The following is an 18,933-nucleotide window of genomic DNA, read 5'->3' as shown; positions in this document are numbered from 1 at the left end:
TGTCTGGGCAGATTCGATTTTCCCGTATCCCCTCTGCATGTCTCCCACCGGCCTTGTCCATCGTCGGCGTCTTCCCGCCGATTTTACGGCAGTGAACAGCGGGACGGGCCGACTATTTCAAACATTCATCATACTGGTCATGGCAAGCAACGAAGAAAACCTGTTGAGCAAGGGGTACGATTTTTCCCTGATCGAAGAAAAATGGCTGCGGCACTGGCTGGAGCACGACTGTTTCGCGGCGAAGATGGAGGAGGGGCGACCCTCGTTCTCGATCGTCATCCCGCCGCCCAACGTCACCGGCGTCCTCCATGTCGGTCACGCCCTCAACAATACCCTCCAGGATATCCTTACCCGCTATCACCGCATGTGCGGTGACAATACCCTGTGGCTGCCGGGCACCGACCACGCCGGCATCGCCACCCAGAACGTCGTCGAGCGGCAGCTGGCGACAGAGGGCAAGAGCCGGCACGACCTCGGCCGCGAGGCCTTCATCGACCGGGTCTGGGGCTGGCGCGAGGACAAGGGCGGGACGATCATCAACCAGCTGAAGCGGCTCGGCTCCTCCTGCGACTGGCGGCGCGAGCGGTTCACGATGGACGAGGGGCTGTCGACGGCGGTGCGTGAGGTCTTCGTCCGCCTCTACAAGGAAGGGTTGATCTACAAGGGCGACTATATCGTCAACTGGTGTCCGCGCTGCCATACCGCCCTGGCCGATGACGAGGTCGAACACGAGGACAGAAAGGGCAAGCTCTACCATATCCGCTACCCGTACGCCGACGGCTCCGGCTACGTCGTGGTGGCCACCACCCGGCCCGAGACCATGCTGGGCGACACCGGCGTTGCCGTCCATCCCGACGACGAGCGTTACCGCGACCTGGCCGGGGTCGGCATCCGCCTGCCGCTGACCGGCCGGGTCATCCCGGTGGTCTACGATCACCACGTGCAGATGGAGTTCGGGACCGGCGCCCTCAAGGTCACCCCGTCCCACGATCGCGACGACTACGAGATCGGCCGCCGCCACGGCCTCGATCTGCTGAAGGTCATGGACGACATGGGGGTCATGAACGAGGCGGCCGGCAAGTACCAGGGCCTCGACCGTTTCGCCTGCCGCCAGCAGGTCGTGGCCGACCTTCAGGAGCTGGGCCTGCTCGACAAGGTCGAGGACTACGACCATGCCATCGGCCTCTGCTACCGCTGCAAGACGGTCATCGAGCCGACGACCTCGATGCAGTGGTTCGTCTCGGTCCGGCCCCTGGCCGACAAGGCGGTGGCGGCGGTGCGCGACGGCCGGATCAGGATTTATCCCAGAACCTGGTACAACACCTTCTACGGCTGGATGGACAACATCCGCGACTGGTGCATCTCGCGCCAGATCTGGTGGGGCCATCGCATCCCGGCCTGGACCTGCCGCGACTGCGGCGAGCTGATCGTCGAGGCGACCGACCCCGTGCGCTGCCCGCAGTGCGGCTCATCCCGGCTGGAACAGGAGCACGACGTCCTCGACACCTGGTTCTCCTCGGCCCTGTGGCCCTTTTCGACCCTGGGCTGGCCGGAGCCGACCCGGGAACTGGCGACCTTCTACCCGACCTCGGTGCTGATCACCAGCTTCGACATCCTCTTCTTCTGGGTGGCGCGGATGATGATGATGGGCCTGCACTTCATGGACGAGGTCCCGTTCCGCGACGTCTACCTCCACGCCCTGGTCCGCGACAAGCATGGCAAGAAGATGTCGAAATCGACCGGCAACGTCCTCGATCCGCTCGAGGTCATGGACCGCTACGGCACCGACGCGATGCGCTTCACCCTCACCGCCTTCGCCGCTCAGGGCCGCGAGATCCGGCTCGACGAGGACCGGATCGAGGGCTACCGCTTCTTCATCAACAAGATCTGGAATGCCGCCCGCTTCGCCCTGATGCACGTCGGCGACTGCGGCCCGGAGGTGCGCGGGGTCTGCGAGCAACCGCAGCAGTTGTCGCTGGTCCACCGCTGGATCCTCAGCCGCACGGCGGCGACGATCGCCGCGGTCCGCGACGGGCTGGACGGCTACCAATTCAACGATGTGGCCTCGGTCAATTACCAGTTCATCTGGCACGAATTCTGCGACTGGTACCTGGAGTGGATCAAGGCCGACCTGTTCAGCACGGATGCCCGCGCCCAAAGCGATGCCCGCGCCGTCCTGTTGACGGTGCTGGAGATCGTGCTGAAGCTGATGCATCCGCTCACCCCCTTCGTCACCGAGGAGATCTGGAGCGTGTTGCCCGGCGAGCGCCGCACCCTGATGCTGGAATCGTTCCCGGAGCGGCAGGAGCGGTGGGCGGATCCGGCGGCGGAAGGACAGATGACGACCCTGATGGGGATCATCACCGGCATCCGCAACATCCGTTCCGAGGCCGACATCCATCCGTCGGCCCGGATCGAGGCCTGCGTGGTCTGCGCCGATGCGGAGACCAAGGCGCTGATCGATGCCTATGCCGCCGCGATCGCCGACATGACCCGGCTCAGCGGCCTCGCCGTCCAGGTCCTGGGCGACAAGCCGGCCGATGCCGCCACCTACATCTACAACGATATCGAGATCTACGTCCCGCTCAAGGGCCTGGTCGACGTGGCGGCCGAGCTGCAGAAACTGGGGCGGGAACGGGAAAAGACCGAGGCCAGGCTCCGCCAGGTCAGCGGCAAGCTCGGCAACGCCAAGTTTCTCGCCAACGCCCCGGCCGAGGTCGTGGCCGGGGAACGGGAGAAGAAGGCGGCCCTCGAGGCCAGATTGGCCGCGATCGCCGAGGCCGAAGCACGGTTGAAGAACATTGGCTGAGACGCAACCATGGACAGGAATCTGCTGCAGGGGATGATCAGGTCCTTCCTCGCCGAGGATATCGGCCGGGGCGATCTGACCAGTGAATCGATCTTTGGCGACAGCGATTTCGGCTGTGCCCGGTTGGTGTCGAGACAGGAGTGCGTCGTCGCCGGATGCGGGACGGTGGCGGCCGAGGTCTTCCGGGTCCAGAATCCGGCCGTCGAGACCATCGACCCGGTCGCCGACGGAACGGCGGTGCATCCCGGCGCTGTCCTGCTGACCGTGCGCGGCCCGGTGGTCGATCTGCTCAAGGCCGAGCGGGTGGCGCTCAACCTGCTGCAGCGCCTCTCCGGCATCGCCACCCTGACGGCCCGCTTCGTCGAGTTGGTCAGGGGACACCGGGCGCGGATCACCGATACCCGGAAGACCACACCGGGCCTGCGGCTGCTGGAGAAGTACGCCGTCCAGGCCGGCGGCGGCAGCAACCACCGCTTCAACCTCACCGACGGCGTACTGATCAAGGACAACCACATCGCCGCCTGCGGCAGCATCACCGAGGCGGTGGCCAGGGTCAGGACCAGGGTGCCGCACACTATCCGCATCGAGGTGGAGACCGAGAGCATTGAGCAGGTCAGGGAGTGTCTGGCCTGCCGGGTCGATATCATCATGCTCGACAACATGGGTATAGAGGCGATACAGGAGGCGGTGGCCTGTATCGATGGTCGGGCCCTGGTCGAGGCCTCGGGCGGGGTCAACCTCGAGACGGTGGCGGGGATTGCCGCCACCGGGGTCGATATCATCTCCATCGGCGCCCTGACCCATTCGGCCCCCGCCTGCGACATCGGCATGGATTGGTTCGTGTAAGTATCCGCGGCCATGGAATAATTCTTGATTAATCGCAAAAAAACGTGTGATAATGCGGCACAATCGATATCAGGGGCGATTCCGGTCGCCAGAATGTGTAAGCCGGGACTGGGAAATATCTCAATAGAGGAACACTCATGCGCTGTCCAAAATGCGGATTCATTTCGTTCGACCAACTGCCGAAATGTGGCAAATGCGGTAAAGATTTTAATAATGTCGCGGATTTGGTGCATGGCACGGCTTTCAGCGTCACAGCCCCTCTCTTTCTGAAAATCCAGGATCTGGATGAGACGAAGACATACGGCGAGGATATCAGAATAAGCGATGAGGTCGTCGAGGATTTCGAGGTGCAGGATCCTGATCTCGAAATTCTTTTCGATGATCAGGAACCTGAAACCATCGCTGAGCGATCTTCCTTGCAGATGGAGACCGGTGATGAGAGCGGGTTGAGGGATGGAATGGAACTTCCGCTCGAACCCGGCCAGGATGAAGAAGGGGATATTGCGATTGATCTTTCGCAATTCGAGAATGATCTGAAGGGGCCGGTTCTCGGCGGTTCGGTTGCGGCTCCTGGAAGTGGGACCACGATCGGCCGGGAATTGCCGGAAGAGCTTGCCGATATTTCCGATCTGGCTCCACCGCCCAGAGAAACCTTCCCGCCGGTAACGGAAAAATCAGAAGACGGTTTCGATTTCAGTCTTGATCTGGATACGGATGACCTGGAAGGTGATACCCACCTCGCCGTGAGTAAATCGATGGAGGCGCAGCCGGCTGCGAAGCAGGATGATGACGAATTCGATTTCAGCCTTGATCTGGATATGGATGACTTGGGAGGCGGTACATCGAAGGTCGCGAATCAGGCCGAAGACGAACTCGATTTCAGCCTTGATCTGGGAATCGATGAATTGAAGACCCGCCCGGATACGGCAGGCAGGAAGGCGTCTTCAGCCGGGGATATCGATCCGGAACTCGATTTCGATCTCGATCTGGGCGGCCTTACCCTTGACAAGGATTGAAGCCGCAGGCTCCAGTCCGGGGGAGAAAATGGTTGACATGGTTTTGCAACTCGTGTAAAAAGCCCACCTACAAGGTGCCGGGATAGCTCAGTCGGTAGAGCAACGGACTGAAAATCCGTGTGTCCCTGGTTCAATTCCTGGTCCCGGCACCAGCAAATTCAAGCACTTAGAGTTTAAAGGCTCTAGGTGCTTTTTTGTTTCAAAGTAGTTTATCCCACATTTATCCCACATTTTTTCATTCCAAGGGGGTTATCCCATCCCGCCTCTATCATCCGACCCCGTCCTCAAGTCTGAGAACTCCCCCCATTTTTTGGAAGCACTGATCCCACCGCCGGCCCCTGGACCTCGATGATAGATTGATCAGGCTGCCCCCTGGTCGGTCGGCAGGGCAAAGGCTTTGGTATGGCTGTGGCGTCTTCCGCCCCGTGGTGGCGATCCTGGCTGCTGTGTTGGCGGCATGGTTGAATGACTGTGGCCGGGTGGTTCGGATCAGCACCAGGGTGTCTAATGTCCCGCCGAGTTGGATTCCTCCTGTGGCAGAATTGCCAGAATGGCCGGGCATCCTGCTGGTTTTGATATAGTGGGAAAAGGACATGAAGGACGAGCTTGAAGAACTGATCGATGTCGCCCACGATCTCTTTGGCGACTACTCGATCTATGAAGTGATGGACCTGGAAGACCGAGCCTCTGCCATCGAACGAATGGTGGAGGTGTACGGTGGCTCGGTGGATCTCGGGAAGATGGAGCGCTACTTCTCCATTCTCGATCAGATCCGCGAATGGAGGGAACCGGCCGCGATGCAGCGCTGAATACATTGAAGTGGGTGCTTTCCTGCAGGAGTGGCGTAATCATGCTTGGGATAGACATTCGCCTTGCTCTGGCCGAGGTGTTGACAGCTACGGGCCCCTTTTTCAGTAACCAGCTCTTTGGTGGATACCTGGGGTGGATACCAGTGTATCAGTCAGACAAGTTCCCCCATCGGGGGTTGTTGGGGACTTGTGTGTTTGCCCCTCCTCCTATTTGGGCGAGCGAAGGAAGGGGCGGACACAAGCCCCCATTTTTCGGGACGGTACCATCTCGCCCCCGATGCTCCGCAATTTTGCGGGCGGCCCATCTCGCTCCTAAAAATTAAGTGCATCTCCGGCAGGTCGACGATTCCCTCGGGTGTCCGCCGGCAGTAGGGATGCCCTGAGTCAAGGCCCCCTCGGGCGTCCGTCGGCAAGATGGAAGGGGGTAGATACTATCGACAACCTATGTCGAAGATGGCCCGCCAGGGTGAACGTATCGTTCACCCTGCCTGACTTCAGTAATAATGAAGTTGGCCGGCAGGTGGGGGGTAACGATTCGTTACTCGGTGTCGATGACCTCGACCGCACCGTCCTTCATGCGTACGGTGAAACCGATGGTGTCAGTGAACCCCACGCCGGCAAGCGGTCTGTAATCGTTCAGTGATGTGATTGACGGATCGCCGGCAAGGTGAGCCGAGCTGAAAATCCAGCTCGTTAACTTCCTCAATTGGAGGAAGTTCGATAACTCCATTACTTGCGACAGCAGAGTAGTTCTTGGTTTCGTCTCCGGAAACGATATGTGCGCTCAGCTTTGAGCTGACATCGATCGGCGGGCCGAAAAATCGGGCCTCGGTATGGCCGTGGTGGTTTCCTGCCGGTGGTGGCGATCGTGTCCAGCGTAGTGATGACCTGGTTGTAGGAGTGCGGCCGGGCGGTCAGTATCGGCGTCAGGATGGCGTCAGGATGGCGCCGATCCGCTGCCGGTGGTGTATTTGATCTGTAAAAATGTGTAATCGATCTCAGGAACAGGTTAGGGTGACAGCCAGGCTGTGCGGCCGGTGAGCTCGGGTTGTTGTGCCCTGGCCGTTGTCTTGCTCTTAGCCGGTGGGGATGATCGGTGTCGGTGGAACTGTTGCCCGAGCTGGTGGAGCTTTCCCCCAATGGGGGATTTTAACTTCCACCATTGGTGGAAGTTGCCCGAAGCGTCCTTGTATTCATCCAGCGCAAAGGTGCGCTCGTCGATTGGTTCGCCTATTTAGGCGAATCAAAGCGGCACCTCTCTGCGCGTGGGGATTCCGTAGTTTCCCCCCAAAAAGGGGAAAAACCATTCGGAACGTCCTGGTGCGCGTGGGGATTTCTTCAGCCTGATGAGAATCCAATTTTGGACTGTCACCCATCTTGATTCACCAGAACAGGGGAACCAATCTCGCTCGCCCTTTTGGGTGAACGAGGACTCCCCGGGTCTCGGGTGTCCGCCGTTTGGGCGGGGGATGTCTGGTAAACACTCGGCTCAGAATTGAGCTCAGCGTTCGTCTATCTGATTCTACCAGTCCAGAACTGGCCCCGCTGAACATTTCCTCAGATTGAGGGAATTGTTCCCCGCAGGCCCCTAGCGCCTTAGCAGGGCGATTTTCTTCGCTCGCCCAAAAAGGCGAGCGAACACAGGAAAAAGGCCCTCCGCATTTCTGTCTTCCTTGAATGGACAACCCATCGGTTGAAGCCAGTTGGTCCGCACTCTGATCCGCACCTTTTTGTCCCCTTTTTTGAATAGGTGCGCAGTGAAGTTCGCACCCCTGAGGGGGGAGAACTCGCGGACAAGGTGGCGGTTCGTTGATGGTTGCATTGATGGTTGAGGGGGTAACTGAAGGTGTAACTATCAGCCCCCCTCAACGTGGGGATGTGCTTTCCGGCCTCGGGTGGGAAGTTATATTCAACACATATCTTTCCGCCGGTCTTTGCTCACCCTTCAGGGGGAGCAAACGAAATCCCTGTCTTCGAGGTCGCTGTCGTTGCGGATGAAGACGACTCGCTTCCCGAAAATTCCTGCAAGAGACTGGACGGCACGGTTCTCGGGCTCCGACACCTGAACAGGTGTAATTCTGCCGGTGGCCTGGTCTCCCACTCTTCTTTATGGATCTCGCCGCTTTCGTACTTTCTCAAGAACTCATCGAATAACTCTTCCATTTCTTTTAAACCGTTCATCGGTTGCTTTTTCGATTATCCCTACAACGACACATATGACTTGTCCGTCGGCATCCGTAACCGCTTTTTCCGATGCGAAAGGCAAGCCCGATGATTCAACACCTGAAGCCATATTACCGGAGCGATGAGGATGTCGATATCAAATCGCCGAGAGATAAACGCCGTTCGCGCTGTTTGGCATCAGACATCGACCCGCTCCTGTTCGATGTAGGGGCGCAACTCCGACCGCAGGGCCATTTCTGTCAACAGATCGACCGGGCCGCCGAGCAGATCCTCGGGGCAGAACTGCACCCCGAAATAACGTTTGGGGGTAGCCGGGCCGTCGAAAGCTACCAGAATATCGACATCGCTGCCGCTGGTCGCCGTATCGCGGGCGGTCGAGCCGAACAACGACAGCCGGGTCATGCCTGCCGAACCGGGCCTGCAGCTCCGGTTTGCTGCGGCTCAGCAGTTCAAGGGCGCGCGGTCTGTTCTTCCTTCAACCTCTGAACGGTCGTATTCATCTGCTCAGCCTTTATGCCCAGGAAACCCTTGGCCACACAAAGACTGTCCCAAGCTAATCATCACATATAACATCAGCTAAGTGGCGTGCACCATAAAAATTGGGAGAATCCCGTGGGGCCCCCCATCAATCGGACGGGTCATTGCAATGGATAGAGGGATGGAAAACCATCGCGCAGCCGTCGAAAAAACGCCCGGGAGGTGGAAGAGGTGATGTCGATTGCGGGCCGGAACAGACTGAAAACCCTCGCCGGCACTGGCCGGTCTCTCGCCGCAAATCGGCAACACTGGAAGGCTAGAAGCTCGTCTTCGCGAAGAAGTAGAGGATAGAATTGAAGAAGGTGCAGTAGAGGGAGACTTTTTCGTTGCCGATGCTCACCAGGGGGGCCGGAGCGGGAAAAGGAATATAGTCGGTGGCGATGCTGTTGGCAATGATTGCCACCGAGTAGCCGGCGCCGACGCGCAGGTCCCCGGGCATCCGCCATTGCGCCAACCAGCCGACGCCCGTGAGGTACATCGGTTTTTCGAAGGAGTCTTGGGCGATCAGGGCGTACAGCATCCGCTGGTTGCCCTTCTCGTCAGTGAGGCTTCGGCCGTAGCCGCCGCCGAGTCCCCAGTCGTCGTACCGGTCCCGGTCCTCGTCCGTGAAACCCAAGGAGGTGTGCCAGTATCGGCCGGAGAGGTAGAAATCCGAATTTCCCTTGTCCCATATCTGTTTGATTCCGCCCCAGGCCCCGTGGAACCAGCCTTTTTCCTGGTCTTCCGGATCAGCGATGGCGAAGGGAGTGGTGTCGTTCACGGCCGTAAGCGATCGTTCCCAGAGACTGTCATTTTCGCTCGCGTTTACACCGTTTGCAAACAGACAGAAGAGCAGCATCATGACAGTGAGATGGTACAGCGACCTCATGGCGGCGACAGGGCGAGTGGATGCCAGGTGTTGGCGGCACAGCCAAACTGGCGGCCGGAATTTGGTCGGAACGCTGCGATACATATGGCTTTCGAGTCAGGACATCTCGGGTAAAACAATGGTGAACGTGATCCAGCCGTCGTGACTGGCCGCCTCGATCGATCCGCCATGCAGTTCGACGATCCGTTTGACGATGGTCAGGCCCAGGCCCGAGCCGCCATACGCCTGGGAGCGCGACTTTTCCACCCGGTAAAATTGATCGAAGATCCTCGGCAGATCAGCGGCGGGGATCGATAGCCCGGTATTGGCGATGGTCAACACCATCTGCCCGTTGTTCTTCTCCGTCCTGATCACGATGCGGCCGTCGGCCGCCAGATTGTACTTGATGGCATTGTCGATCAGGTTGATCAGCAGCCGCAGCAGCTGTTCCGGGTCACCGGCAAGACTCGCCGCAGCCGTGTCGATCTCGACGCTGATCCGCCGCGCCTGCAGCATTTCCTGGTAATCCTCGACCACCTGACCGATCAGCTGATCGAGCCGGACGGGTTGACGGTGGCAGGTCTCTCCCTGCTCCAACCTCGAGATATCGAGGAGGTCGCGGACCAGTCGGCTCAGCCGGCGCATGGTGTTGAGCTGTTTTTCCAACTCCTGGCGAACCTTTTCCGGGGGGTCGCCGGCCAGCAACTCTTCATGGCCGAGCATCAGGATGGTCAGCGGACTCTTCAGTTCGTGGGCGGCATTGCCGATGAACTCTTTTTGCTGGGTGAACGAATACTGCAGGCGATCGAACATCATGTTGAGCGAGGTCGACAGGACGTGCAGCTCATCGCGACTGTCGCCCAGCGGGATCCTCCGATCAAGCGACTGTTCACGGATCATCCGGATATGGTGGTTGATCGTCGATATCGGCCGCAGCATCCGTCCCGCCAGGAAATAACTGGCCAGAAAGACCAAGACGACGGCGACGCAGATACCCCAGGCAACACTTGACCGCAACTCCTGCAGTTCAATATCGAAAAACAGCAGCGGCTTGGCGATCATCACCGTAAAGGTTCCGCTCGGCGTGTCCCGCGACACCGTCACCACCCGAAAATTGACGACATCATCGGTAACCTCGTTTAATTCGTCAAGATCTCCAGGATCTATCCACAATTGAGCCAGAGATATTTTCTGCCTGATGAAAAATTTCCCTTTATCCGATCGGCGCGGGATATCGAACAGCCGGGCCAGTGGCGAAGAAAAAAGCGCTTTGCCGTTGCTATCGATCATTTTGAACCAGTACCTGTTGATATGGTAGTCCAGTTTCTGCAGCCTCCCTCCGATCTCGGCGGGATGGGAAAAATCCACTACGTTGAGGGCGGCACCGGCCACTTCGTACAGTTCGCGATCGATCAGTTTGTACGGTTCTTCGAGCAACTCGATGTAGACGAAGAACGCGGCAACGATCGTCGTCGACAGAGAAACCAGCGAGATCCAGAGGGTGAACTTCGTTCGGATTCTCATGTCCCTTCCTTGTCGATGCGATAGCCGACCCCCCGGACCGTCCTGATCAACGGTTCGTTCTCCGGAGTGTTCAGTTTTTTCCGCAGCTTGCTCATATGGACATCGATGAAGTTCGACATGCTGAACGGATCGAAATTGTCGCCCCAGACATGCTCGGCCAGGGTGAAGCGCGATACCGCCCGGCCCTGGTTGTGCAGCAGGAATTCAAGGATGGCGAACTCCTTGGCGGTGAGGATGAGGGGTACGCCGTTTCTGGTGACCTCCCGGCTGATCGTATTGAGGCGGAGAGTGCCGATCTCGATCATTGGACTGCCGGTTTTTCCCCTCCGGATCAGGGCCCGCACCCTGGCCAGCAGTTCGGCCAGGGAGAACGGCTTGGCAAGATAGTCGTCGGCACCGAGATTGAGCCCCTTGACCTTATCGTCGATGTCGCCCTTGGCAGTCAGCATTAGGACGGGAGTCTGGATCCCGGCGGCCCGGATCTCCGCCAGAATCTCGAGGCCGCTCATGCCCGGCAGCATGATGTCGAGAAGGATCAGATCGTAGGTATCATTCCAGATTTTGTCCAACCCTTCCCTTCCGTCCCCCGCCGTTGCGACGGAGTAAAACTCATCGGTTAGCACCGAGCCGAGTTTTTCGAGCAGATAGGGTTCGTCGTCGATGATCAGGATGTTCATAATCGCCTGGTGTTGGTGGCTGCTGCCGTAAAAATTGGCCTGACGGCAATGGCGGAGCGAGGGGTGGTTCTGGCGCCGTTGTCGACAGGCCCGTTGGGACGATACCGGGTTAACAGCCGATAATAATACACGCCGACCTCCTTGCCGTGTTTTTTTACCGGGAAAGAACGAATTTTGCCGAGTTCTTTTACCCTCCCGACAAAGAGCCGATTGTCGAGTTTCTCCTCTTCGTCGGCGATGACCAGCAGATCCCTGCCCGTCAGTGCCGCCGGTGCCTGCCAGAAGGCGTACATCAACGAGCCCAGGTTGAAGAGATGTCGTCCGGTTGTTTCCGGAGCCGATTGGGGCGACGAACCCCGTTCCGAGGGATTGAACGTCTTCACCCGGTAAAACGCCAGGCCGCTGGCAATTTGGTACTTGTCCATGCCGACGACGACGGGGGGCGCACCTCTTTTGGCCTCGACCCGCCTGACGGTCTGTTCGACCCGGTCGGCCAGATCTTCACCGCCGAACAGGAAGGCGCCGGTGTTGAACGGGATACCGGGAATACCAAGAGAGAAATAATGGAGAATCAGACCATAGCCCAGGACCAGGCAAACAAGGGTGACCGACCAGGCCCGCTGGACGACAGATCGAATCCTGCCGCCTGCATCACTGGTCGGCAGTGACGAGGCCATCAGCGGAATGCAGGCCAGCCACAAGGGGCCGGCCCAACTCAGCTTGACCTCCCTGGAAAAGCTGAAGAAGACGAAGACGGAGAGGGGCACTAGCGCCATGCAGAGGGCGAACAGCCGGTGGCGACGGCGGCGATCAGCCACAAGGGCGGTAACACCCGGTTCCAGTTTGCGGTGGGTGTAACCAACAGCCCAGACGGCGAACAGACCCGTCGGGGTCAGCAGCAGGAGTATGGAGCCTAACAGTTCCGGGGTGGAAAACATGAACTGATCGGCAAGCCGGTGTTGACTCTGAAACAGAAACGACGCCCAGGCATGACGATAGTTCCAGAAGATAACCGGCGAAAAAATCACCATCGCCAGCGCGGCCGCGAGATAGGGCCGGGGGCTGGCGAACCAGCGGCGGGAGCGGCGGTCGCTCACCATGAACAGGATGGTCGCCGGTCCGAGGAGTATGATGGTGTATTTCGAGAGCAGACCGAGGCCGAGCCAGATCCCGACTCCGATCCAGGAGCGCTGGTCGCCATCGATCAGGGCGCGATGAAGGTAAAACAGGGTCCCGGCCCAGCAGGCGATCAGGGGCGCGTCGGGGGTCATGATCAGGGCCGTCCCGAAAAACAGCGGCAGAGCGGCGATCAGCACCAGACTGTTGAGGGCGATCTTCCTGTCGAAGGCCGAAAGGGTGAGGCGGTAGCTGAACCAGGCGGTGATGATCCAGCACACCAGGGCCCCGACACGGACGCCTGCCTCGGAATTGCCAAACAGGTGGGTGCCGACCCAGATCATCAGGGCGACCATCGGTGGATGATCGAGATAGCCCATGGCCATGTGCTGGCTGTAGTTCCAATAATAGGCCTCCTCCTGGGTGAGTTCGAAGGTCCCGAAGTAGACGAGCCGCAGGATGACGGTATAGGCGACGATGAACAGCGTCGCCAAGCGCCAGTTCACCGGGCCGCAGGCCCTGTTCCTGTTGCCTGAGACCAGGAGAAACCCTGCCGTCGCAGCGCACAGACTGTAACAGGCGGCCGCCACCGACAGCAGCCATGACCAGTCTGGGAACCATGGCGCCATGGCGGCCATGATGCCGCCACGGAGGAACAGGACCGGCAGAAGGATACACTGGTAGCGCAGCAGGGCGGCGGGCCGGAAATAGGAGAGGGGATCGTCGGTGGTGGTGGCGGTGATGATGTAGCCGAGATTGCAGGCCAGAAGAAAACTGAAGATATGGACGACCGCGAGTTCGAAGCCATTGTACTGCAGCAGGTGAAATATGAGGAAATCGAGGATGACGACGCTGGTCGCCAGGGTGGTCAGCTCCTTTTTGCCGACCGCCTCGAGCGGCAGCCCGCCGAGGGCGGCCAACTGCTTGAGATACTCGAGGATGACCGCGCCGTTCATCTTGGAGCTGCCCTGTGTCCTGTCGATAAAGGTGATCGGGACCTCGGCAGCGCGCAGGTCCGGACTGGTGGCCAGGATTTGCAGGGCGATCTTGAAACCGGTGACCGGTTGCCGGACGGCGAGCAGGAACTCCCGGCGGATCGAGAAAAAGCCGGCCAGAGGATCATGGATCGCGGTGAACAGGCGGGCCGGCAGGGTGGCGAGGCGTGAGGCGACCTTCCTCGTCCAGGGCCACTCCGGGGTCGAGCCGCCGGGGATGTAGCGGCTGCCGACGATCATATCCCGGCTGCCATCGAGCAGGGGCTGGAGCAGGTCGGGGATGACCTCGGGCGGGTGGCTGAGATCGGCATCCATCACCACCAGCAGATCACCGGCCGCCGCCCGGGCGCCGGCGCAGACCGCGCTGGCCAGGCCGGTTTCATCGTCACGGCAGATCAGCCGCACCGGCAGCGGCCCCTTGTAGCCGTTGATTTCGGAACGGGTGCCGTCGGTTGAGCCGTCGTCAACAAAGACAATTTCAGTGTCATGCGCCAAAGTGGAGACAGCCGCGGTTATCCGCTCCAGCAAGGGGACGATGTTGTCCCGTTCGTTCCTGGTCGGGATAATGATTGAGATTGAATTCATGGATTACCTCTCTGCATTGGTTACCGTATGCCTTGCGTGCTACGGATGACAGGGTAATCGATGAAGATGAAGAAATGATGAACCGCAATGACCGGCGAAGGCCGGTTTTTCGGACGGGAAGTATGAACGCTGGAATTGACTGAAGGGGGATGAACTCAAGGGCGGATGGGTGCTGGCGCCTTCATCAAATCTTCAATTTCGGTTGACAATATATCCCGGAAACGATGTAGCAATTTGATGAGGTAAGTTCAAAATAGCCGATACAAAAGCAGAATTGGCAAGAACCAGCCAAGTTGTGTCCAATGAGGAGAATCTCCAACAGGATGCGCACCAAGAAGTTCAGAGAGTACATTGAGATCTTCTACAATCGGCAGCGCCGCCAGAAGAAACTCGGCCATCTCCCGTCGGCCGCATTTAAACGCAAATATTACAAGCGGCAGCGTATTGCGTGATCATTTTGGTCTCCATTACTGTCGACAGACCCCATATGCTCACAAGGCCGAGTACCCAGCCGCTGATTGGGATACGTATGAGCGGCGTGGTCATCTTCATAACCTGGTCTCAAGTTCCTGTGTCCGCCTGATATGGCTTTGCCATGTGCGCCAGTAAAAAAACACAATGACGCCGCATCCGACCATCAAAATCAGTGTGGCCCAGTGCAGGTTTTGCAACACCAGTTGCTCGTTGCGTCCGAACCAGTAGCCCATGCTCGCCAGGATCAATACCCATATTCCGGCGCCCAATGCCGTGGCCGTGCAAAAGATAAAGATATTCATACGGGCCAACCCTGCAGGCAAGGAAATATACTGCCGAATTCCCGGCAGCAAACGGCCGATAAAGGTGCTGATATGCCCATGACGCTCAAAAAACCGGTCGGCCTTTTCCAGGGACTTGGGGCTGACCAGCAGGTATCGCCCATATTTTTCAAAAAACAACCTTCCAAACTTCAGGGCGAACCAATAGTTGAACACAGCCCCCAGCAGGCTCCCCAATGTGCCGCAAAGGACGACCATTCCGATATTCATCTTCCCGCTCGCAGCAAGGTAGGCGGCAGGCGGAATGACCACTTCACTGGGAAACGGAAAGAAAGAAGATTCCAAGGCCATGAGCATCACGATGCCCGGATAACCCCATTGGCCGATGGTATCGGTCAGCCAGACGACAAAATGATGAAACATCTCAATGCGCTCCCATTTCCCTGTCCCCATGACGTTTTCGGGTCTTCTTGAAGACAATCAGGCGAATAAATTTTCGGCACCCAAAGTTGCTGACCGCATTTCGAGCACTTGATGTAATCACCATCTTTGATGGCGTAGGCAATCAGGTAGACCACATCTCCATCCCTGTCAGGTCGAGAAGTGAAAGTTCTCGACCGTAAGTCCTGCAACTGAAACCTCTTTCTTTATCCAACGGAACCACTTTGACGCATCGGCCGAGATACTGTCCGCTCAGTTTTTTCCTGGAACGACCTTCCTGTGCGAAACGGGTACCCCCCGGCCTTCCGGGAGACGAAATCAGCGATGGTCTTCGCTCCTCTCTCAGCCGCCGTGGATCCAGCCTCGGTATGAAAAGTATAGGCTAAGGCCTCGCGTTGTTTTTCCAGATACCGCTGATGGGTCGTAAATACCTGCCCCAGCGCCTGACTGAGTCCAGGCTCGATGTTGTCGACGACCTGCCCCATTCTCCAATGGTAATAGGACGGATTGCCCCGCCAGGCGACATGATGACCGTTGAGGAAAAGACAGGGGCGAGGTTCGAGCAAAAATTCATAGACCTGGCTGCTCACGTCACCGAGATAGATATCGGCTGCCAGCAAGTAGGTCATATCTATTGACGCGGCGCTGCCCGTGTCGACATGGATATTCGGCGTCCGGCGGTACTTCCCGGGCAGGAATGCGCCATGGCGCAGGCTCCTTTTGAATAGCACCACGTGGGGGGCGAAAATCAGATTGAACTCCCGGTGTTGGAAAAAGAATTCAAGAACCTGCAGGCCCATGGGGCCCCAGGAGGATTGCGACTGGTCGAAGTGAGGGTTATAGACCACGATCGGATTGTCATTGGCAAATAATCGCGGAATTTTCCTTTTCAGACCCATGACGACATCGAATTTTGGATAGCCTGGCACGGCGAAGCAATCCTTCCGCAACAATCCCTGATCGTTGAGGCGGTCCACATACTTTTGACCCGGCAGGAGCATAAAATCAAAGGCCAACAACCGATCATCGAACACGCCATCCCGGTCCCCCGCACCATGACGGGTACGGATCATGGTCAGATTTTCCAAACCACGTTCTTTACGCAAATCGGCGCAATTGACCTCGGGCGACACCAGGGCGTTCAATCCCCTGAAAAAATCAAGATTATGCCATAGAACGATCTGCTTGCGCATAAACGACCACTTCGATACCACCGGGTCGATCATTCTGTAATACCATGGGACCATCAACATTTTGAATGTACAGCGATGACCCGGGTACAGCGCCCCTATGGCCTCGACAAGATCCATCTCCTGCCGGGAGGAGCAGGCAACGACGACATCAATATCCGGATAACCCCTGGACAGTTCAAAGGCATACGGCGCCGCATGGGGCACCTGGTGCGGAAAATAATGATTAAAAAGAAATCCGATTCGCAGCATTACAATTAAAATATAGAAGTTAAGGATTCTAGCGGGCTATGTACCTCAATTTCCTACCCAGGTGCGCTGAAGCGGACTGCATTCCGGGAATGGACCTTCAAACATGCCCTTCGGAGGTATGCGGGCAACCCCAGAATGGCAAAGATGATGGTGGCCTTTCCTGCACCGTTCGGCCCCAGGAGGCCACAGGTGTCGCCGGGGCGCAGGCGGAGATCGATGTCCTTGAGGATTTCCTTCCCCTCAATCGTTAACCGCAGATATTCAATGTCGATTGTGGCATAGGCCTCACAGTGCTATGTTGATCCGGTTTGTTCATAAACGTTGGCTGGATCAGTCCTCGTCGTCCGCTTAATCCTCTTCCATGGCCAGCACCTTTCCGGTACCGGCGTCCACCGTCACATCCATGACAGTCTTGTCGGCGGAGACCACCTCGATCCCATACACCAGAAAGCCGTCTTCATCCTCGAGCTCAGCCTCCAAGACTTGCCCTTGAACCGAGGCCAAGGCTGTCTGAACAGCCTGAACCATCGATATCTTGGCCATCGAAGGAAACTCCGCCTTGGACTGCTTTTCGATTCGGATGGTGCCCCCGCTGACTTCGCCATTCTCTGATTTCGCGAAACTCGCTCCGGCAACAGCAAGGCCTGAGACCAAAACCCCACTTCCAATGATAACAATCCATTTCTTCTGCATGACGCTACCTCCAGCTATTAGGTTATTTCGGCAGTAATACCGGCAAGACGACCAACGTCTTGCTCCTACCGTTGGACCCGATCATAAAACGCTAACATGAAGAGATGATGAACGGGAAAGCAGTGGACCGATTTTTTTTAATATGAAATGCTTTACCATCTGAAATAACAAAAATAATTTTAAAGAGGCACATTCCAGACGCCAATGCCGACCCGAGTGCCGTTATCAATGCGCGGCACCCAGCAGGACCAGGCTGGAATCGAGATGCAATCACACAGCACAGCCACCATCACCCACTGGTACATGCTCTGTGCCCGTCGCGGCGGACTATGGCTTGCGTGGCAAACAGAGCGCGAGCCTTCAAGGCGAGACCCGAAGGGATGCCACTGCGAAGCAGGGCACAACTCTTCCATCCGGTCGGTGGGCGGCAGATCGCGCTGGGGTCGGCAAATGTCACTAGTCCCTTATGGATCAGATCCCAATCGCCGGTCGGGCAGCCGAACCGCGGCTTGCCGATCTCCTGCTGTTTACGGGCATTGGCCAGTTGGCCGGCGGTGCCCCGTGACAGTAAGGAGACGATATTGCCCCGTTTATTTCTGCTTGGAATGATAATTGACGTTGAATTTGTGGGATATTCGATCAGACCGGTGTTCGATGATCCCGGCGCCGATTCGTCACCGGGCCTTCATCAAATCTTCATTTTCGGTTGGTAATGTATCCCGGAAACCGTGTGGCGCGTTGCCGCATCATCGGCTGCCGGCCATTACTGAAGGCGTAACGGATACTGGCAGGTTATGCCGGACCGGACATTGACACAGATCGACGCGTAAGGAACTGTTTGAACAATGAATACCCCCGCCGGCATACTCGTCCCATGTGCCTATCCGCAACAGTTGGCTCAACAGGTTATGGCTGTGCCAGATAGCCGGAGAGCACATCCCGGGTTGACGATTGTCATCCCTGTCCACAACGAGGAGGCCAATATCATTCCTCTGTTGGTGGAAATTCGTCAATATCTGGACGGAAAATACGACTATGAGGTGATTGTCGTCGATGATCACTCCACCGATAACACGGAATTACTGCTGAGAAAGTCAGTTGACGAGTATCCGGTCTTGAGAATCATCCGGCTGATGAGAAGAGGCGGCCAGAGCGGCGCAGTCCTGCAGGGGGTACGGGCGGCCGGTTATCCACTTATCGTAACCCTCGACGGTGATGGCCAGAACGATCCCGCTGATATCGATGCACTTGTGGCGTGTTACCGGCAGACATCCTCCAGAACTCCCCGTTGCCTGATCATCGGTAACCGGTACCGGCGGCGTGATTCGATGTGGAAGAAATTTTCTTCGAAAATAGCGAATAGTGTCCGCGGGAGCATCTTACGTGATAAAACGCCGGACAGCGGCTGCGGCATCAAGGCCTTTCCCCGTGATTTTTTTCTCGAATTTCCAGCGTTTGACCATATGCACCGGTTTCTCCCGGCTTTAGCCTGTCAAAGGGGAGGAACAGTTGTTTCCCTGGATGTGCATCATCGCCCTCGCAAAAGCGGGGCGTCACATTACGGATCGCTCGATCGGCTGATGGAAGGAATTATCGACCTGTTAGGGGTTGTGTGGCTGGGGTATCGAAGGATTGACAATGAGGCTGTCAAATAAAA

At 57.7% G+C, this 18,933-nt stretch carries 14 protein-coding genes, 1 tRNA gene and 1 pseudogene; 7 read left to right on the top strand and 9 right to left on the bottom strand.

Annotated elements, in window-relative coordinates; genetic code table 11:
* Positions 1–139: 139 nt before the first annotated feature.
* The 5 genes from HNQ81_RS04525 (at position 140) to HNQ81_RS04505 (ending at position 5,480) form a co-directional block, all read left to right on the top strand.
* Positions 140–2,809: a valine--tRNA ligase gene (locus HNQ81_RS04525; RefSeq protein ID WP_183348755.1), complete on the top strand. Its 2,670-nt coding sequence runs from the start codon at positions 140–142 to the stop codon at positions 2,807–2,809.
* A gap of 9 nt (positions 2,810–2,818) precedes the next feature.
* Complete coding sequence (gene nadC / locus HNQ81_RS04520; protein WP_183348746.1) at positions 2,819–3,655, top strand: carboxylating nicotinate-nucleotide diphosphorylase; 837 nt, start codon at positions 2,819–2,821, stop codon at positions 3,653–3,655.
* A 137-nt stretch (positions 3,656–3,792) separates the two neighbouring features.
* Positions 3,793–4,671 carry a hypothetical protein gene (locus tag HNQ81_RS04515; RefSeq protein WP_183348744.1) on the top strand — a complete coding sequence of 293 codons (879 nt, stop codon included), beginning with the start codon at positions 3,793–3,795 and terminating at the stop codon, positions 4,669–4,671.
* A gap of 76 nt (positions 4,672–4,747) precedes the next feature.
* Positions 4,748–4,823: transfer RNA gene (locus HNQ81_RS04510), tRNA-Phe, on the top strand.
* A 441-nt stretch (positions 4,824–5,264) separates the two neighbouring features.
* Positions 5,265–5,480 (top strand): hypothetical protein, encoded by a 216-nt coding sequence (locus HNQ81_RS04505; RefSeq protein ID WP_183348742.1) that lies wholly within the window; start codon positions 5,265–5,267, stop codon positions 5,478–5,480.
* 2,361 nt (positions 5,481–7,841) lie between these two features.
* On the opposite strand, the pseudogene HNQ81_RS04500 reads toward HNQ81_RS04505, so the two are convergent.
* The 5 genes and pseudogenes from HNQ81_RS04500 to HNQ81_RS04480 form a co-directional block, all read right to left on the bottom strand.
* Positions 7,842–8,112 (bottom strand): annotated as a pseudogene (locus HNQ81_RS04500) (nucleotidyltransferase family protein).
* Positions 8,113–8,457: 345 nt separating this feature from the next.
* Positions 8,458–8,961, bottom strand: a complete 504-nt coding sequence (locus HNQ81_RS04495) for a hypothetical protein (RefSeq protein ID WP_183348738.1) — start codon at positions 8,959–8,961, stop codon at positions 8,458–8,460.
* A 204-nt stretch (positions 8,962–9,165) separates the two neighbouring features.
* The gene (locus HNQ81_RS04490) at positions 9,166–10,572 is read right to left on the bottom strand and encodes a sensor histidine kinase (RefSeq protein WP_183348737.1); all 1,407 of its coding nucleotides are present in this window, start codon (positions 10,570–10,572) and stop codon (positions 9,166–9,168) included.
* On the bottom strand, positions 10,569–11,249 hold the full coding sequence (locus HNQ81_RS04485; protein ID WP_183348736.1) for a response regulator transcription factor: 681 nt from the start codon (positions 11,247–11,249) through the stop codon (positions 10,569–10,571). The genes HNQ81_RS04490 and HNQ81_RS04485 overlap by 4 nt, the downstream gene beginning before the upstream one ends.
* Positions 11,246–13,945: a glycosyltransferase family 39 protein gene (locus HNQ81_RS04480; RefSeq protein ID WP_183348735.1), complete on the bottom strand. Its 2,700-nt coding sequence runs from the start codon at positions 13,943–13,945 to the stop codon at positions 11,246–11,248. The genes HNQ81_RS04485 and HNQ81_RS04480 overlap by 4 nt, the downstream gene beginning before the upstream one ends.
* Before the next feature lie 323 nt (positions 13,946–14,268).
* On the opposite strand from HNQ81_RS04480, the gene HNQ81_RS17755 reads away from it, so the two are divergent.
* The gene (locus HNQ81_RS17755; RefSeq protein WP_275888834.1) at positions 14,269–14,397 is read left to right on the top strand and encodes an IS3 family transposase; all 129 of its coding nucleotides are present in this window, start codon (positions 14,269–14,271) and stop codon (positions 14,395–14,397) included.
* A 96-nt stretch (positions 14,398–14,493) separates the two neighbouring features.
* On the opposite strand, the gene HNQ81_RS04475 is transcribed toward HNQ81_RS17755, so the two are convergent.
* From HNQ81_RS04475 to HNQ81_RS04460, 4 genes are all read right to left on the bottom strand, one after another.
* On the bottom strand, positions 14,494–15,123 hold the full coding sequence (locus HNQ81_RS04475) for a DedA family protein (RefSeq protein ID WP_183349054.1): 630 nt from the start codon (positions 15,121–15,123) through the stop codon (positions 14,494–14,496).
* A 224-nt stretch (positions 15,124–15,347) separates the two neighbouring features.
* Positions 15,348–16,583, bottom strand: a complete 1,236-nt coding sequence (locus HNQ81_RS04470; RefSeq protein WP_183348734.1) for a CDP-glycerol glycerophosphotransferase family protein — start codon at positions 16,581–16,583, stop codon at positions 15,348–15,350.
* A gap of 53 nt (positions 16,584–16,636) precedes the next feature.
* On the bottom strand, positions 16,637–16,801 hold the full coding sequence (locus HNQ81_RS18050) for an ATP-binding cassette domain-containing protein (protein ID WP_353740482.1): 165 nt from the start codon (positions 16,799–16,801) through the stop codon (positions 16,637–16,639).
* Positions 16,802–16,931: 130 nt separating this feature from the next.
* Positions 16,932–17,276 carry a PepSY domain-containing protein gene (locus HNQ81_RS04460; RefSeq protein ID WP_183348733.1) on the bottom strand — a complete coding sequence of 115 codons (345 nt, stop codon included), beginning with the start codon at positions 17,274–17,276 and terminating at the stop codon, positions 16,932–16,934.
* 908 nt (positions 17,277–18,184) lie between these two features.
* Between HNQ81_RS04460 and HNQ81_RS04455 the strand changes: the two genes are divergently transcribed.
* The gene (locus HNQ81_RS04455) at positions 18,185–18,931 is read left to right on the top strand and encodes a glycosyltransferase family 2 protein (RefSeq protein WP_183349050.1); all 747 of its coding nucleotides are present in this window, start codon (positions 18,185–18,187) and stop codon (positions 18,929–18,931) included.
* The last annotated feature ends 2 nt before the right edge of the window (positions 18,932–18,933 follow it).

The organism is Desulfoprunum benzoelyticum (assembly GCF_014201505.1).
Lineage (GTDB): Bacteria > Desulfobacterota > Desulfobulbia > Desulfobulbales > Desulfocapsaceae > Desulfoprunum > Desulfoprunum benzoelyticum.
Note: the sequence above shows the minus strand (reverse complement) of the source record. Positions and strands in the feature narration are given on the sequence as shown.